A 26,235-nucleotide genomic window follows, 5' to 3' on the forward strand; every position below is an offset into this window, starting at 1 on the left:
ATGAAATTAAAATCATTTGGGCAGCTATTCCGCCTTCCACTCCCGCTTTTTTTGCTCCGCTACGCTTCACAAAAAAGAGCTCCGTTCAAGTCGGGCTGCAATACGTACAACTCAAAAATAATTATTGTAAGCTTATTTCTTTCTTTTATTTCAACAATTTCATCAGCTCAAAAAATCGTTCGTTATGATTTATTTGTTCGTGATACACTAGTAACTTTTGGTGACAAACCAAAACATGCCATTGCTGTAAACGGACAAATTCCGATGCCAACCCTCACTTTTACCGAAGGTGACATTGCCGAAATTTATGTACATAACGAGTTAAAAGAAAGTACCTCGTTGCATTGGCACGGATTATTTTTACCAAACAAAGAAGATGGCGTTCCTTATTTAACCCAAATGCCAATTGAACCAAATACTACTCACAAATATACATTTCCAATCATTCAAAACGGAACACATTGGTATCATAGTCATTCGGGTTTACAAGAACAAATTGGGATGTACGGCAGCTTTATAATGCTCAAAAAACCAAACGACCCAACCTTTAGAAAAGGAATTGATGATTTGCCAAGCGTACCTTTACTTTTAAGCGAATGGACAGACGTAAATCCACATAACATACACCGCATGTTGCACAACGCAACCGATTGGTTTGCCATTCAAAAAGGTACCACTCAAAGTTATGCCGAAGCAATCCAACAAGGACATTTCAAAACCAAAGTAACGAACGAATGGAAACGAATGAACGCAATGGATGTGAGTGATGTCTATTACAATAAGTTCTTAATTAACGGTAAAAACGAAAGCCAATTATCTCAATTCAAAGGTGGCGATAAAGTGCGATTACGAATTTCAAATGGTGGTGCATCAACCTACTTTTGGCTCAATTATGCAGGCGGAAAAATGACTGTTGTTGCTAATGATGGTAACGATGTAGAACCAGTAGAAGTGGACAGATTAATTGTTGCCGTTTCCGAAACTTACGATGTAATTGTTACCATTCCAGCCGATAAAACCGCTTACGAATTTTTGGTGACTTCTGAAGACCGCACAAAATCAGCATCACTTTATTTAGGCGATGGCATCAAACAGCTTACTTCTCCCCTACCAAAATTAAAATATTTTGAAGGAATGAAAATGATGAATGATATGATGAAAATGAACGGTGATTTAGACGATATGGGAATGAGTATGTCCTACAATCAGATGGATATGAACGTAGTTATGTATCCCGAAATTACTGGAGATCAGAAAAACGGCAAGAGCAAAGAGAAAGCAGAAAAAAGTGACGGTGAAAAAATGGATCATTCTAAACACAATGGGAATGAAATGAAAATGCCAGCGCATGTAGCAAGCAGCACCGAAGACGATTATAACAGTAATAAACTTTCGGAAATTGTAACGTTAAATTACGCCATGTTAAAGTCGCCAAAAAAGACAACGCTACCTAAAGATGCACCTGTTAAAGAATTGCGATTTGAATTGTCAGGAAATATGAACCGTTATGTTTGGAGTTTAGACAACAAAGTGGTTTCTGAAACCGATAAAATTTTAATCAAAAAAGGCGAGAATGTTCGGATCACAATATACAATGGTTCCATGATGCGACACCCGATGCACTTGCATGGACACGATTTTAGAATTCTTAACGGACAAGGCGATTACGCACCACTCAAAAACATCATCGACATTATGCCGATGGAAACGGATGTTTTAGAATTTAACGCTAATGTAGAGGGCGATTGGTTTTTTCATTGTCATATCCTCTATCACATGATGGCAGGAATGGGCAGAGTTTTTACGTATGAAAATCAAGCACCAAATCCATTAATACCAAATCCAAAATTAGCACAACGTAAATTATTTGGCGAAGACCGAAAATTTCATCTTATGGCAGAAAATGATTTTGCTACGAATGGAAACGACGGTATGGCAATGTTTAGCAATACACGTTGGAGCATCGGAACAGAATGGAGATTGGGTTATAACAAAATGCACGGTTATGAAACAGAAACACACATTGGGCGTTACATTGGCAAAATGCAATGGATTATGCCGTTTGTTGGCTTTGATTGGCGATACAGAAAAATGGAAGATGGTGAAATGGAGAAAAACCTTTTTGGACAAGGTAGCACCAAAGACGAACGTTCTGTTTTTAGTGCAGGATTAGAATACACATTGCCCATGCTTATAAAAGCACAAGCCGAAGTTTTTACAGACGGTAATTTCAGATTGCAATTTGAACGAATGGACATTCCCGTTTCAAAAAGATTAAGAATGGATTTGATGTGGAATACCGATAAAGAATTCATGGCAGGAATGCGCTATATTATTAAAAGAAACGTTAGCATTAAAACACATTTCGATAGTGATATGGGATTAGGTTTTGGAGTGAATTTGAATTATTAATCAAAGTAAAAAGAGATTAAAAATCTGCAATTAGGCAATAATACGTATTTCTAAACGAATCCAATGAAAAATAAAAAATCAAAAGCACCCGAAGGTGAGCACATACTTTCAGCAGAGTTTTTTAGTCAAGTCATAGACAGCATGCCTGATTATTCCATTTTTTCAGTGGATAATGACTTAAAAATAAACAGCTGGAGTTCAGGCTCAACACAACTATTTCAATATGCAGTAGAAGAAATATTGGGGAAGGACTTTGATATTATTTTTACTGAAGATGACAAAACCAAAGGCCTGCCAAAAGCTGAAATTAAAAAAGCACTACAAGATGGAAAAGCTGCAGACAACAGATGGCACATTCGTAAAGACGGAAGCAAATTTTATGCATACGGTCAAGTTTATCCTTTAAAAGGTGAAGATGGAGAAGTAAAAGGGTATGTCAAAATCCTTAGAGACCTAACCGAGAGACAGAATGCAGAAAAGTATGCAAGAGATGTAGAAGAACTTAGCGTGCATAAAGAAAGTATACTTTTTATACTGTCACATGATTTCAGAACCCTACTCACAGGTATAACAGGTACTGCTGAATATCTGAATAAAAATTTTGATAAAATGGATAAGGATGCAACAAAAGAAATGCTCCAACTACTGCATATAACGTCAAAACAGCAATTAAACCTGTTGGATTATTTAGTAGAATGGGCAAGAATAAAATATGCATCAGAAGCTTTTGCTCCCGTAAAAATTGATCTTTATACCGATGTTAAAAAAGTGTTTGATGCGCTAAATGACATTGCTGTTGCAAATAAGGTTCACCTTCATAACAACATAAAGAAAAATATAAATGTTTTTGCAGACAGCGAAATGCTGTCTTCTATACTCCATAGCTTACTCAACAATGCAATAAAATATTCGCATAAAGACGGCAAAATTGTAGTTCGTGCGAAAACAAAAGAAAATTCAATTATCATTGAGATAAAAGATGATGGAATTGGCATTACAAAAAATATAAAAGATAAACTCTTTACACCTGAAATAACCACTATTTCAAATACATGGAAAAAGGATAAAGAAGCCGGTATCGGATTAATATTATCGAAAGGCTTTGTAGAAAAAAATGGAGGTGAAATTTGGGTAGAAAGTACAGAAGGCGCAGGTTCTTCTTTTTATTTTACATTACCCGCAAAGAAAACTAAATAATACTATAAATAAACCAAAAACTGATTGTATCAGCAGCGTTTCTTTACGTCTATAGATGAAAAAAATAAGCAGTTGTGATACAATAACACTTTAATCGATGCAGACAGTTCCGTAATCAAAACGGCAACAACGTCAAATTGTATAAGAACTTTTCACCCAAAATATCCTCTAAAATAGGTGTATGTTTACCTAAAACATTGTTCTTATTGGTTATTCAAAACAAGCCAATTTTCTAAATCTTAAGAGCATAATACAGTGCATCATAGCAGAAGATGGAAGTTAAATACCCTTTTCGCATCACTCGATATTACCATCTCACAAACCACCAAGTGCTGCTCATTCAGCTGTTTCTATACTTTTTATAACTAGAACTGGAACTGGAAGAATTTACTTTTTTAGAACTCAAATAGCGATTTTAAATCATTTTATACTTCGGTTTATTCTTATACTCAAAAAGCAATTTTTACCAGAAAAAATTTAATTTGTAATTTAAATCAAATATATTTACTTTGTAATTAACGGTAACTTACTCGTTTAAAAGTTTTTATATAACTTAAGTATATGGTAATATTATGAAATATACGGCTTAGGGAATGGATAAAACTATATGAAACTAACTTAAAAAATAGACCATGAAAAAATTAAAAATTGAAATCAAATGGGCAATTTTATTTTCTATTATGACTTTACTTTGGATGGTATTAGAAAAGTTGAGCGGACTCCATAGTACCTATATTGACTACCATTTTTATCTTACAAACCTGTTTGCAATTCCAGCTATAGTATTTATGGTTCTGGCGTTACAAGAAAAAAAGAAGGTTTATTATGGTGGCCAAATGAGTTATAAACAAGGACTTATTTCGGGTATAATTTTGTCTGTTATCATTGCATTATTAAGTCCGTTGACTCAATGGATCATTTCATATGTAATTTCACCAGAATATTTTCCGAATGTGATTAAACGCTCTGTTGAAATTGGTTACTTCAAATCGATTGCTGAAGCAGAAGCAAACTTTAACTATCCAAATTATGCTAAACAAGGTGCAATAGGTGCTTTGATAATGGGAATCGTGACAACTGCCATTGCTATGATTTTTATAAGATCAAAAAAGTTAGAATAACTTACAAACGTTTAAAGCTGTTTTTAAGAGGGACTAAAGTGAATAGCTATTTTTAAACCGAAAATTAATCGGATAATAACTTACAAACTATGAAATAAAAATTACTATCAATGCTATTGATTTTTACAATTAACATTTGTTTTTCACAAATAGAACCTACTGTAATCACATTAAAAAGTGGTGAAATATTTAAAAAAAAACATGGAGAAAAGAGAAATACTTTTAAATAATATGATTGATGAAAATACAAAGCTTAGGAATTTGAAGTTTCAAAAATCAAATCAGATGGGAAATATTAGACCTAATTATTTGCTATTTTTATCATTTAACCCTCGTCAATTTTTAATAGAATATTTACAAAAAAAATGCAAGAGATCATAAAAAAATTTAAATTTAAAAACAATGGAGTAATCATTAATGCTCCATCAGCCTTGGAGAGTGAATTTTTAAAACTTGATTTTAAACTAACTTTTGATAAAAAAAATAAAAGCACAAACACGTTAATTTTTATAAACAATAAGAAAGAATATTTAGACTTTCTTACAACAGTTTTAAAAAATATTGAACACGATAGTGTTTTATGGTTTGCATATCCAAAAGGCACATCAAAAATTAAAACTGATATCAATAGAGACACAATTAGTATGACAGGTGAAGATTTCGGCATTACGACAGTAACTGCAATATCTATTGATGAGACTTGGAGTGCTTTACGTTTCAGGCCAATTGAAAAGGTTGGAAAATAACAACTGAAAAACTTCCAACCGTTAAAAACGTTTATTTAGATAGACTGAAAGGAATAGCTATTTTTAAAACCGAAAATTTTTCTAATAAAATGAATTATTCTGAAGTTGCAAATGAAATAATCAAATTAAAAAATAAGGATTTAGAATTAAGACAAAAATTGATTGAGCAAAAAAAGCTCTCTCATGGTTATGATCTTGAAATGGAAAATCTTCACATTAGCAATGCAAAAAAACTCAATGCGATTATTGATGAAGTGGGTTTTACTACTGTTGAAAAAGTTGGAATTGAAGCAAGTGAATCTGCTTGGCTAATTATACAACATGCTATTAGCGAACCTGATTTCATGAAAAAATGTTTGAAGATTTTAGAGAACGGTATAGTTGAAAATAAAAATTACGAAGAAAATTTGGCTCGTTTATCAGATAGAATAGCGGTATTGGAGGGAAAACCTCAATTATTTGGGACTCAATTTGATTGGGACAAAAATGGTGTCCTAAGTCCAAATATGTGCGATGATTTATCGATGGTAAACATTCGAAGATTAAAAATTGGTTTAAATACTATAGAAGAACAAACACAAAAAATAAGACTACAAGCAGAAAATGAAAATCAAACAGTTCCAAAAAACCTTTTTGAAAGAGAAATAGAAATTAATCTTTGGAAAAAAAAAGTTGGATGGATTAAATAAAATAGCCTGAATAAGCTTTTTTCAAGACCTCAATTTACGTTAGCATAAAAATGGATAATTTTAGCAATGTATATTCTATTATAGCCAATAAAGACTGTTGCCTTAAAAGGTGAATATCATTTTTTGAGTTTGGTAACCACATCAGTAAAGCCAAATATATTTTACAAAGTCAACAAATTACTGATAACACTATTCTATTAAGATTAAAACATTTTATACATTTGAGAAAAACAAAATTTCAAAAGCATCGATCCAAACTTTGCGGTAAATTATAATCAAACAAATACAATGGAATACGATTATGTTATTGTAGGTAGTGGTTTTGGTGGTTCAGTGAGTGCCTTGCGACTATCAAAAAAAGGGTATAAAGTAGTCGTAATTGAAAAAGGAAAATGGTTTCAAGCAGCAGATTTTCCCAAAACCAACTGGAATTTTAAAAAATGGCTTTGGTTGCCAAGTCTCCGTTTTTTTGGTATCATGAAACTTACCATTTTTAAACATGTCGCTATTCTTTCGGGAACTGGTGTTGGTGGAGGTTCTTTGGTCTACGCCAATACGCTACCCATTCCAAAGTCTACCTTTTTTAAAACTGGAAGCTGGAGTACCTTGAACGATTGGGAGAAAGAACTCGCGCCTTTTTATCAAGAAGCACTAAAAATGCTTGGCGCCGCTAAAAATCCTAAATTATTTGATGGTGATCTTGGATTACAAAAAGTAGCCCAGAAATTGGGTATGGAAGATAAATTTGATGCCACAAATGTTGCCGTTTATTTTGGAGAAGAAAACGTTACTAAAAAAGACCCCTATTTTGATGGAAAAGGACCTGAAAGAACAGGTTGCAATTTTTGCGGCGCTTGCATGACAGGCTGCAGAAACAATTCTAAAAACACCCTTGACAAGAATTATTTGTACCTCGCACAACATTATGGAGCGGTTATTATGGCGGAGCAGGAAGTCTATGATGTTAAACCAATCAATACTTCAGATGGCACCAATGGCTACGAAGTTTCCATAAAAACAAGTACACAATTTTTTACCAAAAAAAGCACAATTAAGAGCAAAGGAGTCATTTTTTCTGGTGGTGTGTTAGGAACTATTAAATTACTACTGCAACTCAAGACAAAATCATTACCTAATATTTCAGATCGCTTAGGAGAAGACATTAGAACTAATAATGAAACTCTTGTTAGTGTTTCCACACTTGATAAAGAGAAAAACTTTTCAAAAGGAGTTGCCATCGGAAGTATTTTAGACACAGATGAGAACAGTCACCTAGAAATTTGCCGCTATTCTGAAGGTTCAAATGCGTGGAAATTAATTCACTTTCCATATGTAACAGACAGTAACGCTTTTGTTCGGATTGCTAAAGTTATTGGTGCTTTAGTAAAGTCGCCAGCAAATTATTTTACAATATATTTTAGAAACAGTTGGGCAAAAAAAACGGTAGTACTGCTTTTTATGCAAACATTAGACAGTACACTAAAACTCAAAATCAACTTTTTTGGATTCATGAATTCAACCGTTAGCACAGGTAAAAAACCTTCTCCTTTTATTCCAGAGTCTGTTCAATTAATCAAAGAATTCAGTGAGGCTGTAAATGGTGTAAGTACTTCTTTTGCTGTAGAAACTATCGCTGGAATTCCTTCTACAGCTCACATATTAGGCGGTGCAGTGATGGGATCAAATGCTAGTGAAGGTGTAATTGATAAAAACAATAAAGTTTTTGGATACGAAAATCTCTATATCATAGATGGTTCAATGATTTCAGCAAATCCTGGGGTAAATCCATCTTTGTCTATCACAGCAATTGCAGAACATGCGATGGACCAAATTCCTTTCAAAAAATTGGAAGAAATTATCATCAAACAATCAGTGGAGGTCGATGAAATACTTAATTAAGTTTATAAAAATTATTGGAGGCTTTTTAGCTATCGCTATTATCGCCATACTGCTGTTTTTTGGTCATCGTGATATTCCATTTATATACTTGAAAACAAAGTATACGAATGAGGCTTCCTCCTTTATTTCAATTGATGGAATGAATGTTCATTATCGTGACGAAGGCAATCAAAAAGATACCATCCCTATTGTCCTTATTCACGGCACGGCATCCAGTTTGCATACCTTTGATGCGTGGGCGAACCGTTTAAAAATAACCAATCGCGTGATCCGAATGGATTTGCCTGCCTATGGCTTAACCGGACCATTTCCTGGTCGCAATTATTCGATTCAACATTACACTGAATTTATCAAAACCTTTTTGGATGCTTTACAAGTTAAGCAATGCATTTTAGCTGGTAATTCTCTAGGAGGCGAAATCGCTTGGAATTTTGCAGTAGCTCAACCTAAAATGGTTGAAAAATTGATTTTAATAGATGCAGCAGGATATCGGCAAAATTCTAAAAGTGTACCTGTTGCTTTTAAAATTGGCCAAACTCCCATTCTAAATAAAATTCTCACGTATATTACGCCGCGTTTTATAGTAAAAGCAAGTGTCGAAAACATTTATTTTGACAAATCGAAAGTGACTCCGCCATTAGTTGATCGCTACTATGAACTAACCTTGAGAGAAGGCAATCGTCAAGCATTTGTAGACCGTTTTACGATAGAAAAAGACACCTCAGCTTACAAGAACATCAAAACAATCAAGCAGCCTACACTGATACTATGGGGATCTGAAGATTTATTAATTCCATTAGAAAATGCCGCGAAATTTCATAGAGATTTGCCTAATAATAGATTATCTATAATACAAAAAACAGGTCATACTCCCATGGAGGAAAGTCCCATCGAAAGTTTAAAACCAGTACTTGAGTTCTTGAAAAAAGATCTCAATAGCACTAAAAAATTTTAAAAAGGACTACAAGTTTAGATTATAGTTTAGGATAAACAATTGTGGAATAAGAATGTCCATCTGCAAATTCCAATCCTATTTACCAGAAGTCAGCACATTAGGAACTTCCACCTTTAGTATTTACAAAAAGTCAATTTAATTTCATTGTAAATCAACTGTCTCGATGCCGATAATTCACAAAAACGGAAGTTTTACAGCAATTAAAATTGCTCATTAGCCCCCTTCTTTGTGAGCAAAATAATAGTAATTAATTAAAGGATAAATATTAAATTTTCTGAATAAACGCAATTGCAGTTCCCTTGAAAAGAAACAAATTTATTGTAATAGTGAAATGTTTTTTTTTACCTTTGGTATCTAAAAAAACAGTCCTATATGATTACCAAAGCTACACTTGAAGACCTTACAGCATTGAATCAATTGATTAATTCAGCCTATCGCGGAGAAACCTCTAAGAAAGGTTGGACTACCGAAGCTAACATTCTGGAAGGATTGCGTACCACAGAGACTGAATTAAAAGAAACCGTTTTAAATACAAAAAATACACTACTAAAATTTAGTAGTAACGATGAAATTGTAGGTTGCGTTTTACTAGTTGACAAAACCGATCACTTGTACTTAGGCATGTTGACCGTTGCACCACATTTGCAAAATGTAGGTGTTGGAAAAAAATTATTGCAGCAAGCTGAAATTCATGCTTTGGAACTAGGTTTGCCAAAAATTGTCATGACCGTAATTACGGTACGTGAAGAATTAATTGCTTGGTACCTTCGTAATGGTTATGAGGACACTGGCGCGAGAGAACCGTTTCCGTCAAGTGAAGTACATATTCCTATTGCTAATGAACCTTTAGAATTTATGGTACTTAGCAAAGCTATAAACACACCCGAAACACTTTAAAGTGTAAATACCCTTTTGAATTAAAGCATTTAAAAGGATATTTTTGAATACCAAGATGCTACGACACTAAGTCTTCAAAAAGGCGTTGAGTTGTATGGTCTAAATTGTCACATAATCCTGGATGTGGTCTTGAAGTTTGAATGGCTGAACTACGAAGCGCCGTTAACCATCGAAATCGCGAAGGGAGATCAAATTGTCCAATTGGCCCAGCATCTTTTTCACCATGAGCTACTTTTGCAAAAGCTTGAATGTTTAATTTCAATTGTTCTATGTCTAAGTCTTTCGAAAAAAGACGGAGTTTACCCTCATTAATTTCGAATAAAACTTTTATAAATTTTGCTCTTTTACAAAAAAGAATAACCCCAACATTAAGGAATTCTTCGCGCTCTACCCTAGGCACAACACGAATAACGGCATACTCATATAAGTGTTGCTCTTGCATTTTGTGCTTCTGTTATAAAAATTTCGGAATGATCTAAACGAGTACTTAAAAATTGAAAATAAACTTCCCTTATGGCTTCGGGCTGTTCCTGAGTTTCTTCCCAATGAAGCCAAACATCAGGTATAAGATTGACAATGTTTCTAATAACTTCTGTTGAAAGAATAGATTTGAATTCAAGATTTGTTTCTTGTAACAAAGAAGCCTGAGGCAACAAAACATGATCTTTTATCAAGGCAAAAGGACTTTTTGCATGTTTCTCCCAATTGCTCCAAGAGTGATGAAAATAAAAACTTGCTCCATGATCAATTAGCCATAATTCTTTATGCCAAATGAGCATATTGGTATTCCTAAATGTTCTATCCACATTAGTAATAAAAGCATCTAACCAAACTATTTGTGAAGCTAGTTTAGCGTCAACCGCAGTTACTACAGGATCAAAATTAATAGCTCCAGATAAATAATGCAAGGCTAAATTAAGTCCTTGACTGCCTTGTAATAAATCTTGAATTTCTTCATCAGCTTCACTACGCCCAAAAGCTTCGTCTAGATTTGCAAATACTAATTCGGGCATTTTCAAGTTCAAAACTCTGGCAATCTCACCCCCTATCAATTCTGCAATTAAGGCTTTTACGCCATGGCCCGCTCCTTTAAACTTTAAAACATATTTAAAATCATCATCAGCCTCAGCGAGCGCTGGTAAAGAACCGCCTTCCCGCAGCGGAGTTATGTATCGTGTAACATTTACGGTCCTGAGATGGGGTTGTTTTTCCATAATTGAATTGGATAAAGCAATTTTGCTATGGTGCAAACTTACAAATTAAGAAATGAATTTACTGTCTCAATTTATTTTGTGTTCCTTTTCTAAACTCAAAAAAGCTTTGCCAATGTGGGCAATAATATCTGAAGCTATGAAAGACTGATAACCTGTTTCTGGCAAAGCAATATCGGCCGTTAAACCATGAAGATAAACACCTATCAAAGCTGCATGAAGAGGAGGATATGACTGTGCTAATAAACTAGTTATCATCCCTGTTAACACATCTCCACTCCCAGCTGTGGCTAGGGCAGCATTTCCTGTGGTATTCTCATAAATTGTGTCTCCATCAATAACACGTGTAGGAGCGCCTTTCATCACAATAATAATTTGATGTTCTTTAGAGAAAGAAATACTTTTATTTAGCTTGTCTTTTTCGGAAATCCAACTACCAATCAATGACTGTAATTCTTTTGGGTGTGGAGTAATGATTGTTTTGGGTGCTAGATGGATCAATAATTTTTTAAACTTTGAAATAATATTCAAGGCATCAGCATCAATAACCATGGGGATTTTATACGTTTTTAAAAACAGTTGTAAAGCATTATGTGATTTATCCGATTGACCTAATCCAGGACCTATACCAACAGCTTGTGGTTTAAAATCAAAATCAATATCTGATATCACTTCTTCCTCTAGATCTGTTAAAACCATAACCTCAGGATTTGAAGTTTGTATACTGGTATATCCGCATTTAGGAATAAAAACGGTTACCAATCCGCAACCAGTCTTTAAACAAGCCTTTGAAGCTAAACTTATGGAGCCAATTTTTCCATAACTTCCACCTATAATCAGTGCATGTCCCTGAATTCCTTTATGCGTAAATTGATCGATTTCTTTATAAATCTTTAGTATTTCAGAATGAGTAATAGGTATCAATTTTGGCATTATTTTTTTTTAAAAATACAATAATTAATTTTAAATCTGAAATCAATATAATAATTAGATCTTTAAAATAAATATCAAAAAATCGAAATTAAGTTAATAGTTCTAATTTTATATAATTTATCAAAAAAAATATAATTTCTTAATACAACACAAATGCAATTTGTCATAACAATCGATTATTTGTTACACATTTCAAAAAGAAAAATATAATTCAAGTTAATAAAGACCATAGCCCTGATAGCAGCGGCATCCTTTATTTGCGGGGTACAGCCATAAAAATGGCTGTACCCCGCAAATAAAGATATAGCGAATAGCAAGAAATGGCTCCTTAAAATTATTTTTTTAAGCAAACTAAAAAATACCGAAAACGTTTGAAACTTTGCTCCTACAGCCTTTGTAAGCCAAAATAAAATCAATAAATTAGCCACTTCAAATTTTATATCAAAACACCATGAAAAATACTGCGCTAACGCACATACACGAGAGTTTGGGAGCAAAAATGCTACCGTTTGCTGGATACAACATGCCTATTTCATACGAAGGAGTTAATGCAGAACATGAAACGGTTCGTAATGCAGTAGGAGTTTTTGATGTTTCTCACATGGGAGAATTCTTGCTTACAGGACCAAATGCATTGGCTTTGATACAAAAAGTAACCTCAAATGATGCATCGACTTTAACGATTGGCAAAGCACAATATTCATGTTTGCCAAATCAAGACGGCGGTATTGTAGATGATTTGCTAGTTTATAAAATGAAAGAAGAGCAATATTTACTGGTTGTTAACGCCTCGAATATTGAAAAAGATTGGAACTGGATTTCAGCCCAAAATGATTTGGGTGTAGATATGAAAAATATTTCTGAAGATTATTCACTTTTGGCTATTCAAGGACCAAAAGCGGTTCAAGCCATGCAATCTTTAACTTCAAAAGATTTATCAGCCATTGCGTATTACCATTTTGAGGTAGGTGATTTTGCTGGAATTGAAAACGTAATTATATCTGCAACGGGATATACTGGATCAGGAGGTTTTGAAATTTATTGTAAAAATGAAGAGGTAGAACAAATTTGGAATAAAGTTTTTGAAGCAGGTGCTCCTTTTGGCATTAAACCTATAGGTCTTGCTGCTCGTGATACTTTACGTTTAGAGATGGGTTTTTGCTTATACGGCAATGATATCAATGATACCACATCTCCGTTAGAAGCTGGTTTGGGTTGGATTACTAAATTCACTAAGGATTTTACAAATGCCGAGAACTTAAAGAAACAAAAAGAAACTGGAGTAACTAAAAAGTTAGTTGCATTTGAAATGCAAGAGCGCGCAGTGCCAAGACATGATTACGAAATTGTAGATGCATCAGGAAGTGTGATTGGGATTGTGACCTCTGGAACCATGTCTCCGTCAATGAACAAAGGAATTGGAATGGGTTTTGTTACAGTTGCCAATAGCGCACTTGATAGTGAAATTTTTATTCGTATTAGAAAAAATGATGTATTAGCTAAGGTGGTAAAATTGCCTTTTTATAAGAAATAAAATGATTTTTAAACCTGCATAATTATTGTATTTTTGCAGTTCAAAATAACAAATAGTAATGGGAAGAGCGTTTGAATTTAGAAAAGGAAGAAAAATGAAACGTTGGTCAGCAATGGCCAAAGCATTTACCAGAATAGGTAAGGATATTGTAATGGCTGTTAAAGAAGGTGGTCCCAATCCTGAGGCCAACTCGAGACTAAGAGCCGTAATCCAAAACTCTAAGGCAGTAAATATGCCTAAAGAAAATGTGGAGCGTGCTATAAAAAAAGCGACTGACAAAGATACAGCAAATTACAAGGAACAATTGTTTGAAGGCTATGCTCCGCACGGTATTGCAATTTTAATTGAAACTGCTACTGATAATAACAATAGAACTGTTGCTAACATTAGAAGTTATTTCAACAAATGCAATGGTACTATGGGTACTCAAGGGTCTGTTGAGTTTATGTTTGATCATACTTGTAATTTTAGAATTCCAAATAACAATCAAGATATAGAAGAACTTGAGTTAGAGTTTATCGACTTTGGTGCCGAAGAAATTTTTGCTGATGAAGATGGAATTTTAATTTATGCTCCTTTTGGTAGTTTTGGAACCATTCAAAAAGAACTTGAAAGTCGAGGCATTGAAATTTTATCATCAGGTTTTGAACGTATCCCTCAAATTACAAAAAAGCTAACCGAAGCAGAAATGGCTGATGTTGAAAAATTAATTGAAAAAATTGAAGAGGATGATGACGTGATGAACGTGTATCATACTATGGAAGAATAATTCCTTTCTTAAAAACCTAAAAACTCTTGAGTAATCAGGAGTTTTTTTTTGTCTATGCACAACATTAATAATTTAAAAACATAGCAAAAAAAACTCCAGAAAAATTCTGGAGTTTTATATGATAATATAGTAAGATAATCTATTTTATGAATTCAATTTTTTGAACTTCTTCTTCATTGATACTATCAAAAAATCCTTGCTCATTCATCCAGTCATCACTAAAAACTTTACTCATATATCGAGATCCATGATCTGGAAAAATAGCTATTACATTACTATTTTCGTCAAACTCTCCCTCTTCTGCGTATTGCTTAATTGCTTGCATTACTGCTCCAGAAGTATATCCCACAAATAAACCTTCTTTTTTAGTAATTTCTCTGGCAGTGTGAGCACTTTCCTCATCTGTCACCTTCATGAACTTATCTATAATATCAAAGTCGGTTGCAGATGGAATTAGATTTTTACCTAATCCTTCAATTCTGTATGGATAAATTTCTTCGTTATCAAACTCTCTAGTTTCATGGTATTTTTTCAACACTGAACCAAAAGCATCAACACCTAAAATTTTAATATTAGGATTTTGCTCTTTTAGGTATTTTGCAGTTCCCGAAATAGTACCACCAGTTCCACTACATGCTACAAGATGTGTAATGGCGCCATTAGTTTGTTTCCAAATTTCTGGACCTGTAGAATTGTAATGTGCATCAATATTCAACTGATTGAAGTATTGGTTAATATAAACCGAACCCTTGGTTTCTTCATGTAAACGCTTGGCTACGTTATAGTAGGAACGTTCATCATCTGCAGATACGTGAGCTGGACAAACATAAACCTTTGCACCTAAGCTACGCAACATATCAATTTTATCTTTTGATGACTTTGAGCTTACTGCTAGTATACAATTGTACCCTTTGATAATACTTACCATAGCCAAACTAAACCCAGTATTACCAGATGTAGTTTCAATTATAGTATCACCAGGTGATAAAATGCCTCTTTTTTCAGCTTCTTCAATAATATATAATGCAATTCTATCTTTAGAGGAATGTCCTGGATTAAAAGCTTCTACTTTTGCGTAAAAATTTCCAACTAAATCTTCAGTAACTTTATTTAGCTTAATAAGTGGAGTATTACCTATTAATTCTAAGACATTATTATAAGCAGATATCTCTTTTTTCATAAAAAAATAGTTAGTCGCAGCAAATTTTAATTCAACTACGAACAGTGCAAATTTAACAAAAATATTCTAATTAGTTTTTAATTTTTTCTAAATCTAATAAAAAACTATACTCTTTTGCTAATTCCTTTAAAGCCTCAAACCTACCTGAAGCCCCGCCATGCCCTGCATCCATGTTTGTATTTAAATACAACACCGTATCGTTAGTTTTTAGCGTACGTAGCTTTGCAACCCACTTTGCTGGCTCCCAATATTGTACTTGTGAGTCATGCAAGCCTGTAGAAACATACATATTAGGATATTTTTGTGCTTTTACGTTATCATAAGGAGAATAAGACAACATGTATTTGTAATATTTTTTTTCATTTGGATTACCCCATTCGTCATATTCACCCGTTGTTAAAGGAATGGTATCATCAAGCATAGTTGAAATAACATCTACAAATGGCACTTGAGCAATCACTCCATGGTATAATTCTGGCGCCATATTTACTACTGCTCCCATCAACAATCCACCTGCTGATCCGCCTTCGGCATACAAATGTTGTGGAGAAGTGTATTTTTCTTGTATTAAATACTTGGAACAATCAATAAAATCGGTAAAAGTATTTTTCTTTTTAAGCAATTTCCCGTCTTCGTACCATTGTCTTCCTAAATCTTCGCCACCACGAATGTGCGCAATGGCAAAAACAAAACCTCTATCTAAAATAGATAAACGTGTTGATGAAAAGTAAGTATCCATAGTCACGCCATAAGAACCATACGCATAAAGTAACACCGGATTAGTACCATCCTTTTTCAAACCTTTTTTATAAACCATTGAAATGGGTACCTTAGTCCCATCAGTTGCTGTGGCCCAAACACGCTCCTCCGTGTAATTGTTTTTATCAAATTTTCCACCTAGAACTTGTTGCTCCTTCTTAACCTCTTTTTCTTTGGTCTTCATATTAAAGTCAATTACAGAAGATGGTGTTGCCAAGGATTGATAGCTGTAACGCAAAATATCAGTATCAAAATCTACATTTGTAGTAGTGTAGGCATTGTAAGTTTCACTACCAAAAGGCAGATAATATTCTCCCTCACCACTCCACGGCTTGATGCGAATGTGGTTTAAACCATTAGAACGTTCTTCAACTACTAAATAATTTCTAAAAATTTCAATATCTTCCAGCAAAACATCATCTCTATGCGCAATGACATCGACCCAATTCACTTTTGCAGTAGCACTTTCTGGGGTTTTCATCAACTTGAAATTTGTTGCTTTGTCTTTATTGGTTAAAATATAAAACGAATCTCCAAAATGTGAAATACTATACTCTAAACCACGAACTCTAGGTTGAAAAACCTTAAATTCAGCATCAGGAGTGTCTGAATTTAAGATTCTATACTCGGTAGTCAAGGTACTCCCCGATCCTATTACAATATATTTTTTTGATTTTTCTTTCCCAACGGATACGTTAAAAGTATCGTCTTTTTCAAAAAACACCAGTACATCTTGATCCGAACTTGTATTTAATTTATGCTTGAATACTTTATCAGAACGCAGTGTAACTTCATCTTGTTTGGTATAAAAAATCGTTTTATTGTCATTGGCCCACACAGAACTACCAGTTGCATTTTCTATTTTATCAGAAAGGATTTCACCTGTTTCTAAATTTTTTACTTGAATGGTATAAATACGTCTTCCAATGGTATCAACACCAAAACTAGCAAACTTGTTATCTGGACTTACACTTAATCCACCCAATTGAAAATAAGAATGCCCTTTAGCTAAATCATTACAGTTAAAAAGAATTTCTTCGGCAGCAGTTAAACTTCCTTTTTTTCTAGAGTAAATAGGATAATCTTTTCCTGTTTCAAAACGAGTAATGTAGTAATATCCATTATATAAGTAAGGTACTGATTCATCATCTTCCTTAATACGAGATTTCATTTCCTCATACAATTCTTTCTGAAAACCCTTGGTATCCGCAGTCATAGCTTCGTAGTAACTGTTTTCTTTATTTAAGTAATCAATAACCTCTGGATTTTCTCTTTTGTTTAACCAAAAATAATTATCCACACGAGTATCTCCGTGTTTCTCTAAAACGGTTGGAATTATTTTTGCTAAAGGTGCTTTTATATTTTCGGACATTTGCTGTGCGTTTATTTTTGTTATTGAAAGTGCAAAAATAAGACAAAGACAACTTAGTAAAGCTTTATTTTTCATGATTCTTTTATTGAATTGAAACACTAATGTAGTAATTTTGTATTTAAAACTTAAAATAATTTCAACATGGATTTAATGGGCATGATGGGTAAATTAAAAGAAACCCAACAAAAAATAGAAGATACTAAGAAAAGATTAGATACTATTCTTATTGATGAACAAAGCACTGATGGCTTATTAAAAGTAACTCTAACTGCTAATAGAGCTTTAAAATCAATACAAATTGACAACGCTTTACTTGAAGATAAAGAACAATTAGAAGATTATTTAATTTTAGTTTTAAATAAAGCCATTGAAAAGGCTACAAAAACAAACGAAGCTGAACTTGATGCAGTAGCAAAAATGGACATGCCAATGATTCCTGGAATGGATAATTTGTTTAAGTAATCAGTAATTATGAGTTTATGAATTATGAGTTTTTAAATTGTCAAAACTCATAATTCAAAACTTATACTTTAATTTATACTAATTTCTGCAGCGTTTCAAGCACATACGTATGCATCACTTCTTTATAATCCAGATGCGTGACAATTCTCAATTTTCCGTGTCCCATAGAACTGATAAAGATATTTTTTTGCTTTAAAAGCTCAATAAGATTCTTCTCAATACAATTTGGAACCAAAGAAAATATTAAAATATTAGTTTCAACTGGTTCTACAGATGCTACCCAACTTGTTTTCTTGAGCACTTCGGCAATTTCCTTTGCCCGACGATGATCCTCCGCTAACCTCGTGATATTATTTTCAAGAGCATATAAACCTGCTGCCGCTAGATAACCTACTTGACGCATTCCACCTCCAAGTATTTTTCGAATACGCAATGCTCTGTGAATTGTTTCTTTATCCCCCAATAGAACAGAACCAATAGGAGCACCTAAACCTTTTGACAAACATACTGAAATGGTGTCAAAAATTTTACCGTACGCTTTAGGATCTTGATTTTTAGCAACCAAAGCATTCCAAATTCGTGCTCCATCTAAATGAAATTTTAAATTATGTGCATCACAAACAGCTTTTATTTTCTGTAAATCTTCCAATTCATAACAAGCACCACCACCTTTGTTTGTTGTATTTTCAACACATACTAAACTTGTTAATGGACTATGATAAAACTCTGGGTCATTTATCGCTGCAGCAACTTGGTCAGCATTAATCATGCCTCGATTTCCATCAAGTAAACAACAAGACACTCCACTATTAAAGGAAACACCGCCTCCTTCATAATGATATACGTGTGCATATTTATCAGCTATTAATTGTTCCCCTGGTTGAGTATGAAGCTTAATTGCGGTTTGATTTGCCATTGTTCCCGATGGAAAAAAGAGACCCGCCTCCATTCCAAACATTTGTGCTACCCTAGCTTCAAGTTCAATAACAGTGGGATCTTGCTTATACACATCATCACCTACAACTGCATTAAGCATGTGCACAAGCATTTCACGAGATGGTTTTGTTATTGTATCACTAATTAAATTTATTTCCATATTGTTGTTTATTTTCAGTGCGAATGGTTCGCGAATTGTCCCTTTGTAAAAAATTTCTATTTTTGCAGCACAAATTTACATAATACGGTTTGTATATTGCAAAAAGTTCCGTTAAAACTAAAACAATTGAACAAAAGAAATATTACAAAACGATTTCTAAAAAATAAAAACTAACTTATGACAACTACCGAACAAATAAAAGGTATTGTGGAGCGCCTTGGTGCGTTGAGGAGGTATCTTTGACGTTGATGCCAAATTAATTGAGATTTCAAACGAAGAAGAAAAAACCTTTGCCCCTGATTTTTGGAACAGTCCAAAAGAGGCAGAACTACTAGTAAAAAATCTTCGAAATAAAAAAAAGTGGATAGAAGATTACAATAAAGCTGTTGAAATGACAGACGAATTGGAACTTGCCTACGAATTTTATAAAGAAGGTGAACTTACACCCGATGAACTTGACACACAATTCAATGCTACTAATAATCACATTGAAGCTATTGAATTTAAAAACATGCTTTCGGATGAAGGTGATACGCTTAGTGCTGTAGTGCAAATTACAGCTGGTGCAGGTGGAACAGAAAGCTGCGACTGGGCCGAAATGCTCATGAGAATGTACATGATGTGGGGCGAAAAATACGGCTATAAAATTAAAGAATTGAACTTTCAAAAAGGAGATGCAGCTGGAATAAAAACGGTAACTCTTGAGTTTGAAGGAGATTATTCTTTTGGATATCTAAAAGGAGAAAACGGCGTACATCGACTGGTGCGTATTTCACCTTTTGACAGTAATGCTAAAAGACATACCTCTTTTGTTTCCGTTTACGTTTACCCCTTAGTTGACGACAGTATAGAAATTGAAATTAATCCTGCTGATATAGAAATAACGACCTCTCGCTCTAGTGGTGCAGGTGGACAAAATGTCAACAAGGTAGAAACTAAAGTACAGCTTTTTCATAAGCCTACCGGAATTCAAATTCAATGCTCTGAAACGCGTTCGCAACAAGACAACAGACAACGAGCCATGCAGATGTTACGTTCGCAATTATATGAAATTGAACTTAAAAAGAAGCAAGCACAACGCGCCGATATTGAAGCTGGTAAAATGAAAATTGAATGGGGATCCCAAATACGCAATTACGTAATGCAGCCCTATAAATTAGTTAAAGACGTTCGAACAGGCTACGAAACTAGTAATGTTGACGGCGTCATGAATGGTGAAATAGACGAATTCTTAAAAGCCTATCTCATGATGATGGGACAAAAGGAATCATAAATGGTAAAATCCTACACAAGTTCATATTGCGTAGGATTTTTTATTATTTTAAAAGAAAAACATCACTGACAAAAACCTTTTTTACATCACTTTTTTTTTAATTTACTTTCCCATTTTTGCACAAAACAAGATTTATTTTACGGAGGATTTTAAAGAACTTCCCAACGCGGAGACAGCAAAATATTACAGTATCTTCGAACAAAGCGTTATGATTACAATAAGATAATTAACTCCGTTAACTTTTTAAAGATTTTTACAATGTAAAAAATTGCGTCTATCACGATTTTAAAATGTCTAGCAAAGAATACATAACTTTAGATTGCATTCAAAACTTGACACTTTTTTTCAAAAGCATGTTAAAGAAATTGGTAGGATTAGGAATTTCAACGCTAAATTCCTTTATTTGGGCAAATTTTATCAAGAACCAAATTCTAAAATCCAATGAAAACCTACCACATTCTAGAAATCAATGAAATTCTGCAAGGAGAAATTATTGGATCAACCCTAACTGGTATTACCGCACCAGAGCAATTAGAAGCAGCCAGTGCTACAGAAATTTCATTTATTGGAAATAAAAAATACGAAAAATATTGGATTTCATCAAAAGCTTGTGCAGCTGTTGTAAATGAGGATATTAGTATTGAACCTGGTGATAATCGTGCTTTTATTAAAGTAAAGAATGCCGATTTAGCCATGTCTCAAGTTCTTGAACTTTTTGCTCCACCTACTCCAATATTCAGCGTAGCCATTCATCCCACAGCCGTGATTGATGCTAGTGCAAAAATTTGCAATGGTGTACAGATTGGCGCAGGATGTTATGTGGGTCCTAATGTGGTAATAGGTGATAACAGTACTATATATCCTAATGTGACTATTCTAGATGAATGTACCATTGGTAAGAATACTGTTATTTGGTCTGGTACCGTGATCAGAGAACGCTGTCATGTTGGTAATGATTGCATCATACATCCCAATGCAACAATTGGCGCAGATGGCTTTGGCTTTAGACCTGATCCTCAACGCGGATTGGTTAAAATCCCTCAAATAGGTAATGTAATCATTGGTAATAATGTTGAAATTGGTGCCAATTCTTGCGTAGATAGAGGCAAATTTAGTTCAACAGTACTAGGTGACGGCTGTAAAATTGACAACCTTGTACAAATAGGTCATAACAGCAAATTAGGTAAATTTTGTATTATGGCAGGCAATAGCGGGCTTGCGGGTTCAGTAACATTAGGTAACGGCGTAATAATTGGTGGAAGTGCTTCCATAAAAGACCATACAACTATAGGAGATGGTGCTATTGTAGGAGCAGGATCTGGTGTTACAGGTGATATAGCCCCTGGAAAAACAATGTTAGGGTATCCAGCTGTTGAAGCTCGTGATGCCTTAAAACAATGGGCTATTTTAAAAAGACTAGTCAACGAGTCAAAAAAATAAAGACATAATTTTTATCATATTCATAAAAAAAACAGAAGTTCGCTTCTGTTTTTTTTATTTAAAACCAAAATAAAAACATTTTTTTGATTTTACTAGACAAAATAATAAACGTATTTTTGTAGTAATTTGTATTTTAGCACAAACTTTTTAATCTAATAAATCATGGATTTGAACTTCAATAAAAATGAAGACCACAATAAACTTCTACTCTCTGCATTACGTCAAAAATTAAGTGTCGTAAAATTAGGAGGTGGAGAAAAACGCATTCAAAAATTACATAGTGAGGGCAAAATGACTGCCCGTGAACGAATAGATTATTTACTAGACGCAAAGGCTAAAAGTATAGAAATTGGCGCTTTTGTTGGAGAAGGAATGTATGCTGAACACGGTGGCTGCCCTTCTGGTGGAGTTATTGTAAAAATAGGTTATATCCGAGGGAAACAATGTATTGTAGTTGCAAATGATGCTACTGTTAAAGCAGGTGCTTGGTTTCCTATAACAGCTAAAAAGAACCTTCGAGCACAAGAAATTGCAATGGAAAATAGATTGCCTATTATTTATTTAGTAGATAGTGCTGGAGTTTATTTACCATTACAAGATGAAATTTTCCCTGATAAAGAACATTTTGGTCGTATTTTTAGAAATAATGCACAAATGAGCAGCATGGGTATTACCCAAATTGCCGCTGTAATGGGTAGTTGTGTAGCTGGTGGCGCGTACTTACCTATCATGAGTGACGAGGCTATGATTGTTGACAAAACAGGTAGTATTTTCCTAGCGGGTAGTTACTTGGTAAAAGCAGCAATTGGAGAAAGTATTGATAATGAAACTCTTGGCGGAGCCACAACCCATTGCGAAATTTCTGGAGTGACTGATTATAAAGCGAAAGATGATAAAGACGCACTTGATCGTATAAAAAATATTGTTGACAAGATTGGTAATTTTGACAAAGCTGGATACAACCGCATCAAAGCTGAAAAACCAAAATTTGATGAAAATGAAATGTATGGAATATTGCCAAAAGCTCGTAGCGAACAATATGACATGATGGACATCATTAACAGATTAATAGACAACTCTGAATTTGACACCTATAAAGATGGTTATGGACAAACCATAATTACGGGTTATGCTAGAATTGATGGTTGGGCCGTAGGAATCATTGCGAATCAAAGAAAAGTTGTTAAAACTAAAAACGGAGAAATGCAATTTGGAGGCGTAATCTATTCGGATAGTGCTGATAAAGCCACTCGATTTATTGCCAATTGCAACCAGAAAAAAATCCCATTAGTTTTTATTCAAGATGTAACTGGTTTTATGGTGGGATCAAAATCTGAACATGGCGGAATTATAAAAGATGGAGCCAAGTTAGTAAATGCAGTGTCCAACTCTGTGGTACCAAAATTTACGGTAATTGTTGGTAATTCATATGGAGCTGGAAATTATGCCATGTGTGGTAAAGCGTATGATCCTAGATTAATTTTTGCTTGGCCAAGTGCTGAATTAGCCGTTATGGGCGGAACGCAAGCTGCAAAAGTACTTGCACAAATAGAGGCTTCATCGCTCAAGGCAAAAGGAGAAGTAGTTGATGAAATCAAAGAAAAAGAGTTATTTGATAAAATAAAAGCAAGATACGACGAACAAGTGTCTCCTTATTATGCAGCCTCAAGATTATGGACTGATGCTATTATTGATCCATTAGACACAAGAACTTGGATCTCTATGGGGATTGAGGCGGCAAACCACGCTCCTATTGAAAAGAAATTCAATTTAGGCGTTATCCAAGTATAACATTCTTACCATTTATAAAAAAGCATCCTGAAAATATATTTTAGGATGCTTTTTTATTTAGTGTAACTCAATTATAAAGTATTTACAATGTCAGCTCGTCTTAATTTACCATTTTCTGTTTCTAAAAATTTTGGGACATAAAAAACAGCTTTAGGTTTTTCATATTTGTCTAATTCATCAAAAAAATCATCGGGCAACAACTGATTTTCTCCTTCTATAACTAAAATTAATTTCTCTCCAAGTTCAGGATCTTTAATACTGGAGACAAAAAATCTTTCCTTTATTTTAGCAGATAGTTTTTGTTCAATTTTTTCAGGAATCAATTTTATTCCGCCACTATTAATTACATTATCTACTCTACCTAAGAAAACAAATTGATTGTCATCATTAATTTCTACCAAATCATTCGTAACAATCGATTCATTAGAAATTAAAGGTGCATCAATCACCAAGCAATTTCGGTCATCTTGGGAGATTTTAATGTTTGGTAATACCGAAAAGAAATCTTCACTAACTTTTTTAGCTGCTATATGAGTAATTGTCTCAGTCATGCCATAGGTTTCATACACTTTTGTGGAAACTTTTGACAACTCATTTTCAAGAACCTTGTCCATTTTTGCACCACCAACAATCATTTTTTTCACATTCTGCAATGCCTTTATTGAATTTTGAGCTTGCAGAGGAACCATAGCTACAAAATCATATTTTTTGGTATTTCTTAGAAGTGGTTCTGCGCTTGGAGCAACAAAATCAAGATCAAGACCTAAAATAAAACCTCGAACAAACATCATTTTACCTGCTATAAACTGTGTAGACAAACAATGTAAAGCTTTGTCTCCTGGATTCAAATCAAAAAAATCTCCAGTAGCTAAAGCCGAATTTACCATGGCTTGTTTCTCAATACGAATAAGCTTCGGTTTTCCAGTAGTTCCAGAGGTATTGAGCATAAGATAAGGTTTAGAATCAAACCAATCTAAAATAAAATCTCCTACTGCTTTTTCATACGTCTCGCCTTCTTTGATAAAACTATATGCAACTCTGCATAAATCATCACGATCAAGGTGAAAACCATTTAATTTAAACAAGTTATGCACGTTTTGGTAGGTTACGGTAGTGGTCATGATTGTGATATTTACAAATTAAAATCTAAACCGATGGAATCCTGCCGGTCAATTTTTCTTTCCAATTGGTCCATTGGTATTTCTTACTAAAGATAAGTAAAAGTATTGGATAAATAATAAAAACCGGTAAAATGACATCAATTCCAGCAGATGGAATTGAGATATCCTTTAAAATGGAATTTGTTTGAAAAGCTGTCCAATCAGAAGTGATTAATAAGGCGCCAATTGTATTATTAGCAGCATGAAAACCGAGCGCTAGCTCCATGCCCTCATCCATGAGTGTCAAAATACCTAAAAATATTCCGGTTCCCATATAATAAATCATAATTATAGGACCCATTTTTTCTACTTCGGGATTAAAAAAATGCAATCCTCCAAAGATGAATGAAGTCATTAATAACGGAAACCATTTATTACGAGCAAGCACAGCAAACCCCTGCATTAAATAACCTCTAAATATATATTCTTCGGCACTGGTTTGCAAAGGAATCATTATTACTCCTATTAATGTTAGAATTAAAAATGGGATGGGTTTAAAATTAATTTCAAAATTAGAAGGATTAGCAAAATACATAATGAGTGTTGAACCAATCGTAAATACTGACCAAATACCAAAAGCAGTAATTACCCTGCTCCAATCAACTTTTTCCCTTGAAGTTGTTACAGATATTATAGTTTGATGGTGTAATAATTTCACAATAAAAAAAAGAGCAGCCAATACAAACACAAAGGTTGATAATAAAAAAAACAATGTAGTATTAGAATCAAAGTAGCTCATCATATTCAATGCTGCAGGTTGAAACTGTTTCCCAGAAGTCAAAGAGTCTATAACTACAAATGCTGTAAAAAACAATTGTCCAACAATAGAAGCAAGAATTAGTAAAACGGATCCTTGAATATATTTCCAAAAAGTATTTCCTGACTTAAAACCTTGGGCTATGTACATGTTTTTCTGAAATTATGTTTTCATATTATTAGTTCAACAAACACTATTTTTGTTACATAATAATCTTAAATGAAAAAAATGATTCAAATCTATCACAATCCACGTTGCGGAAAATCAAGAGCATGTTTGGCACAAATCAAAACTACTAATAAAGAATTTGAAATAAAACTCTACTTGCTTCACGCCTTATCTATTGACGAATTAACAACAATTGTAAGCAAACTAAACATAAAACCAATGGATTTAGTACGCACTAAAGAAAAACTTTGGATAGAAAACTTTAAAAACAAAATCTTAAATGATCAAGAAATATTAAAGATTATTGCCGAAAATCCAATTTTAATGCAAAGACCAATTGTAATTGATGGTGAAAAAGCAATAATAGGAAGAGATTCTGAATCTGTAGAGAAATTTTTGAAATAGACAAATCTC

23 protein-coding genes are annotated in these 26,235 nt (G+C 33.7%); 15 read left to right on the plus strand and 8 right to left on the minus strand.

Annotation, left to right across the window (positions count from 1 at the left end):
* The 8 genes from LQ189_RS08230 (at window position 1) to LQ189_RS08265 (ending at window position 9,916) form a co-directional block, all read left to right on the plus strand.
* Window positions 1–2,412: a multicopper oxidase domain-containing protein gene (locus tag LQ189_RS08230; protein WP_230155698.1), complete on the plus strand. Its 2,412-nt coding sequence runs from the start codon at window positions 1–3 to the stop codon at window positions 2,410–2,412.
* Window positions 2,413–2,475: 63 nt separating this feature from the next.
* Window positions 2,476–3,609 carry a PAS domain-containing sensor histidine kinase gene (locus LQ189_RS08235; protein WP_230155700.1) on the plus strand — a complete coding sequence of 378 codons (1,134 nt, stop codon included), beginning with the start codon at window positions 2,476–2,478 and terminating at the stop codon, window positions 3,607–3,609.
* A gap of 632 nt (window positions 3,610–4,241) precedes the next feature.
* On the plus strand, window positions 4,242–4,730 hold the full coding sequence (locus tag LQ189_RS08240) for a DUF4199 domain-containing protein (protein ID WP_230155701.1): 489 nt from the start codon (window positions 4,242–4,244) through the stop codon (window positions 4,728–4,730).
* Window positions 4,731–5,095: 365 nt separating this feature from the next.
* Entirely contained in the window at window positions 5,096–5,476 is a 381-nt protein-coding gene (locus LQ189_RS08245; protein WP_221917159.1) for a hypothetical protein, read from the plus strand.
* Between the two features lie 89 nt (window positions 5,477–5,565).
* A complete protein-coding gene (locus tag LQ189_RS08250) occupies window positions 5,566–6,165 on the plus strand; it encodes a DUF6624 domain-containing protein (protein ID WP_230155702.1) in 600 nt (199 codons plus the stop codon).
* A gap of 288 nt (window positions 6,166–6,453) precedes the next feature.
* On the plus strand, window positions 6,454–8,064 hold the full coding sequence (locus LQ189_RS08255; RefSeq protein ID WP_230155703.1) for a GMC oxidoreductase: 1,611 nt from the start codon (window positions 6,454–6,456) through the stop codon (window positions 8,062–8,064).
* Complete coding sequence (locus LQ189_RS08260) at window positions 8,048–9,019, plus strand: alpha/beta fold hydrolase (protein WP_230155704.1); 972 nt, start codon at window positions 8,048–8,050, stop codon at window positions 9,017–9,019. The genes LQ189_RS08255 and LQ189_RS08260 overlap by 17 nt, the downstream gene beginning before the upstream one ends.
* Before the next feature lie 372 nt (window positions 9,020–9,391).
* Window positions 9,392–9,916 carry a GNAT family N-acetyltransferase gene (locus LQ189_RS08265; RefSeq protein ID WP_230155705.1) on the plus strand — a complete coding sequence of 175 codons (525 nt, stop codon included), beginning with the start codon at window positions 9,392–9,394 and terminating at the stop codon, window positions 9,914–9,916.
* A gap of 58 nt (window positions 9,917–9,974) precedes the next feature.
* On the opposite strand, the gene LQ189_RS08270 is transcribed toward LQ189_RS08265, so the two are convergent.
* The 3 genes from LQ189_RS08270 to LQ189_RS08280 all read right to left on the minus strand — a co-directional run bounded on the left by LQ189_RS08270 (window position 9,975) and on the right by LQ189_RS08280 (window position 12,060).
* Window positions 9,975–10,358 carry a DUF3037 domain-containing protein gene (locus tag LQ189_RS08270; protein ID WP_230155707.1) on the minus strand — a complete coding sequence of 128 codons (384 nt, stop codon included), beginning with the start codon at window positions 10,356–10,358 and terminating at the stop codon, window positions 9,975–9,977.
* Window positions 10,336–11,130: a HipA family kinase gene (locus tag LQ189_RS08275; protein ID WP_230155709.1), complete on the minus strand. Its 795-nt coding sequence runs from the start codon at window positions 11,128–11,130 to the stop codon at window positions 10,336–10,338. The genes LQ189_RS08270 and LQ189_RS08275 overlap by 23 nt, the downstream gene beginning before the upstream one ends.
* A gap of 66 nt (window positions 11,131–11,196) precedes the next feature.
* Window positions 11,197–12,060 carry an NAD(P)H-hydrate dehydratase gene (locus tag LQ189_RS08280; protein WP_230155711.1) on the minus strand — a complete coding sequence of 288 codons (864 nt, stop codon included), beginning with the start codon at window positions 12,058–12,060 and terminating at the stop codon, window positions 11,197–11,199.
* Between the two features lie 451 nt (window positions 12,061–12,511).
* Between LQ189_RS08280 and gcvT the strand changes: the two genes are divergently transcribed.
* Window positions 12,512–13,594, plus strand: coding sequence for a glycine cleavage system aminomethyltransferase GcvT (gene gcvT, locus LQ189_RS08285; RefSeq protein WP_230155713.1), 1,083 nt, complete (start codon window positions 12,512–12,514; stop codon window positions 13,592–13,594).
* Window positions 13,595–13,652: 58 nt separating this feature from the next.
* The gene (locus LQ189_RS08290; protein ID WP_086453819.1) at window positions 13,653–14,363 is read left to right on the plus strand and encodes a YebC/PmpR family DNA-binding transcriptional regulator; all 711 of its coding nucleotides are present in this window, start codon (window positions 13,653–13,655) and stop codon (window positions 14,361–14,363) included.
* Window positions 14,364–14,502: 139 nt separating this feature from the next.
* Here the strand turns inward: LQ189_RS08290 and LQ189_RS08295 are convergent, their stop codons facing one another.
* Together LQ189_RS08295 and LQ189_RS08300 are read right to left on the minus strand one after the other, a co-directional pair.
* Window positions 14,503–15,543, minus strand: a complete 1,041-nt coding sequence (locus LQ189_RS08295) for a PLP-dependent cysteine synthase family protein (protein ID WP_086453818.1) — start codon at window positions 15,541–15,543, stop codon at window positions 14,503–14,505.
* A gap of 70 nt (window positions 15,544–15,613) precedes the next feature.
* Window positions 15,614–17,749, minus strand: a complete 2,136-nt coding sequence (locus LQ189_RS08300) for a S9 family peptidase (RefSeq protein ID WP_370634838.1) — start codon at window positions 17,747–17,749, stop codon at window positions 15,614–15,616.
* A gap of 66 nt (window positions 17,750–17,815) precedes the next feature.
* Between LQ189_RS08300 and LQ189_RS08305 the strand changes: the two genes are divergently transcribed.
* Window positions 17,816–18,136: a YbaB/EbfC family nucleoid-associated protein gene (locus LQ189_RS08305; RefSeq protein ID WP_086453816.1), complete on the plus strand. Its 321-nt coding sequence runs from the start codon at window positions 17,816–17,818 to the stop codon at window positions 18,134–18,136.
* 73 nt (window positions 18,137–18,209) lie between these two features.
* Here LQ189_RS08305 and LQ189_RS08310 read toward each other — a convergent pair whose 3' ends face one another.
* Window positions 18,210–19,232 carry a low specificity L-threonine aldolase gene (locus LQ189_RS08310; protein ID WP_230155715.1) on the minus strand — a complete coding sequence of 341 codons (1,023 nt, stop codon included), beginning with the start codon at window positions 19,230–19,232 and terminating at the stop codon, window positions 18,210–18,212.
* Window positions 19,233–19,409: 177 nt separating this feature from the next.
* Here LQ189_RS08310 and prfB point away from each other — a divergent pair.
* The 3 genes from prfB to LQ189_RS08325 all read left to right on the plus strand — a co-directional run bounded on the left by prfB (window position 19,410) and on the right by LQ189_RS08325 (window position 23,736).
* Window positions 19,410–20,505, plus strand: a protein-coding gene (prfB, locus tag LQ189_RS08315; RefSeq protein ID WP_182650915.1) for a peptide chain release factor 2 whose coding sequence is annotated in 2 segments (ribosomal slippage) — window positions 19,410–19,472 and window positions 19,474–20,505 — 1,095 coding nt in all. Because the reading frame shifts where the segments join, the coding sequence is not laid out codon by codon here.
* 441 nt (window positions 20,506–20,946) lie between these two features.
* The gene (gene lpxD / locus LQ189_RS08320) at window positions 20,947–21,945 is read left to right on the plus strand and encodes a UDP-3-O-(3-hydroxymyristoyl)glucosamine N-acyltransferase (protein WP_230155717.1); all 999 of its coding nucleotides are present in this window, start codon (window positions 20,947–20,949) and stop codon (window positions 21,943–21,945) included.
* A 162-nt stretch (window positions 21,946–22,107) separates the two neighbouring features.
* Window positions 22,108–23,736 carry an acyl-CoA carboxylase subunit beta gene (locus LQ189_RS08325; protein WP_230155719.1) on the plus strand — a complete coding sequence of 543 codons (1,629 nt, stop codon included), beginning with the start codon at window positions 22,108–22,110 and terminating at the stop codon, window positions 23,734–23,736.
* Window positions 23,737–23,807: 71 nt separating this feature from the next.
* Here the strand turns inward: LQ189_RS08325 and LQ189_RS08330 are convergent, their stop codons facing one another.
* Both LQ189_RS08330 and LQ189_RS08335 read right to left on the minus strand, forming a co-directional pair.
* A complete protein-coding gene (locus LQ189_RS08330; protein ID WP_230155721.1) occupies window positions 23,808–24,857 on the minus strand; it encodes an AMP-binding protein in 1,050 nt (349 codons plus the stop codon).
* 25 nt (window positions 24,858–24,882) lie between these two features.
* On the minus strand, window positions 24,883–25,803 hold the full coding sequence (locus LQ189_RS08335; protein ID WP_230155723.1) for a CPBP family intramembrane glutamic endopeptidase: 921 nt from the start codon (window positions 25,801–25,803) through the stop codon (window positions 24,883–24,885).
* 78 nt (window positions 25,804–25,881) lie between these two features.
* Between LQ189_RS08335 and LQ189_RS08340 the strand changes: the two genes are divergently transcribed.
* A complete protein-coding gene (locus LQ189_RS08340) occupies window positions 25,882–26,226 on the plus strand; it encodes an ArsC/Spx/MgsR family protein (protein ID WP_230155725.1) in 345 nt (114 codons plus the stop codon).
* Window positions 26,227–26,235 lie beyond the last annotated feature (9 nt).

The sequence above is a fragment of the Flavobacterium sp. CECT 9288 genome, from assembly GCF_918731615.1.
In the GTDB taxonomy this organism is placed as follows: Bacteria; Bacteroidota; Bacteroidia; order Flavobacteriales; family Flavobacteriaceae; genus Flavobacterium.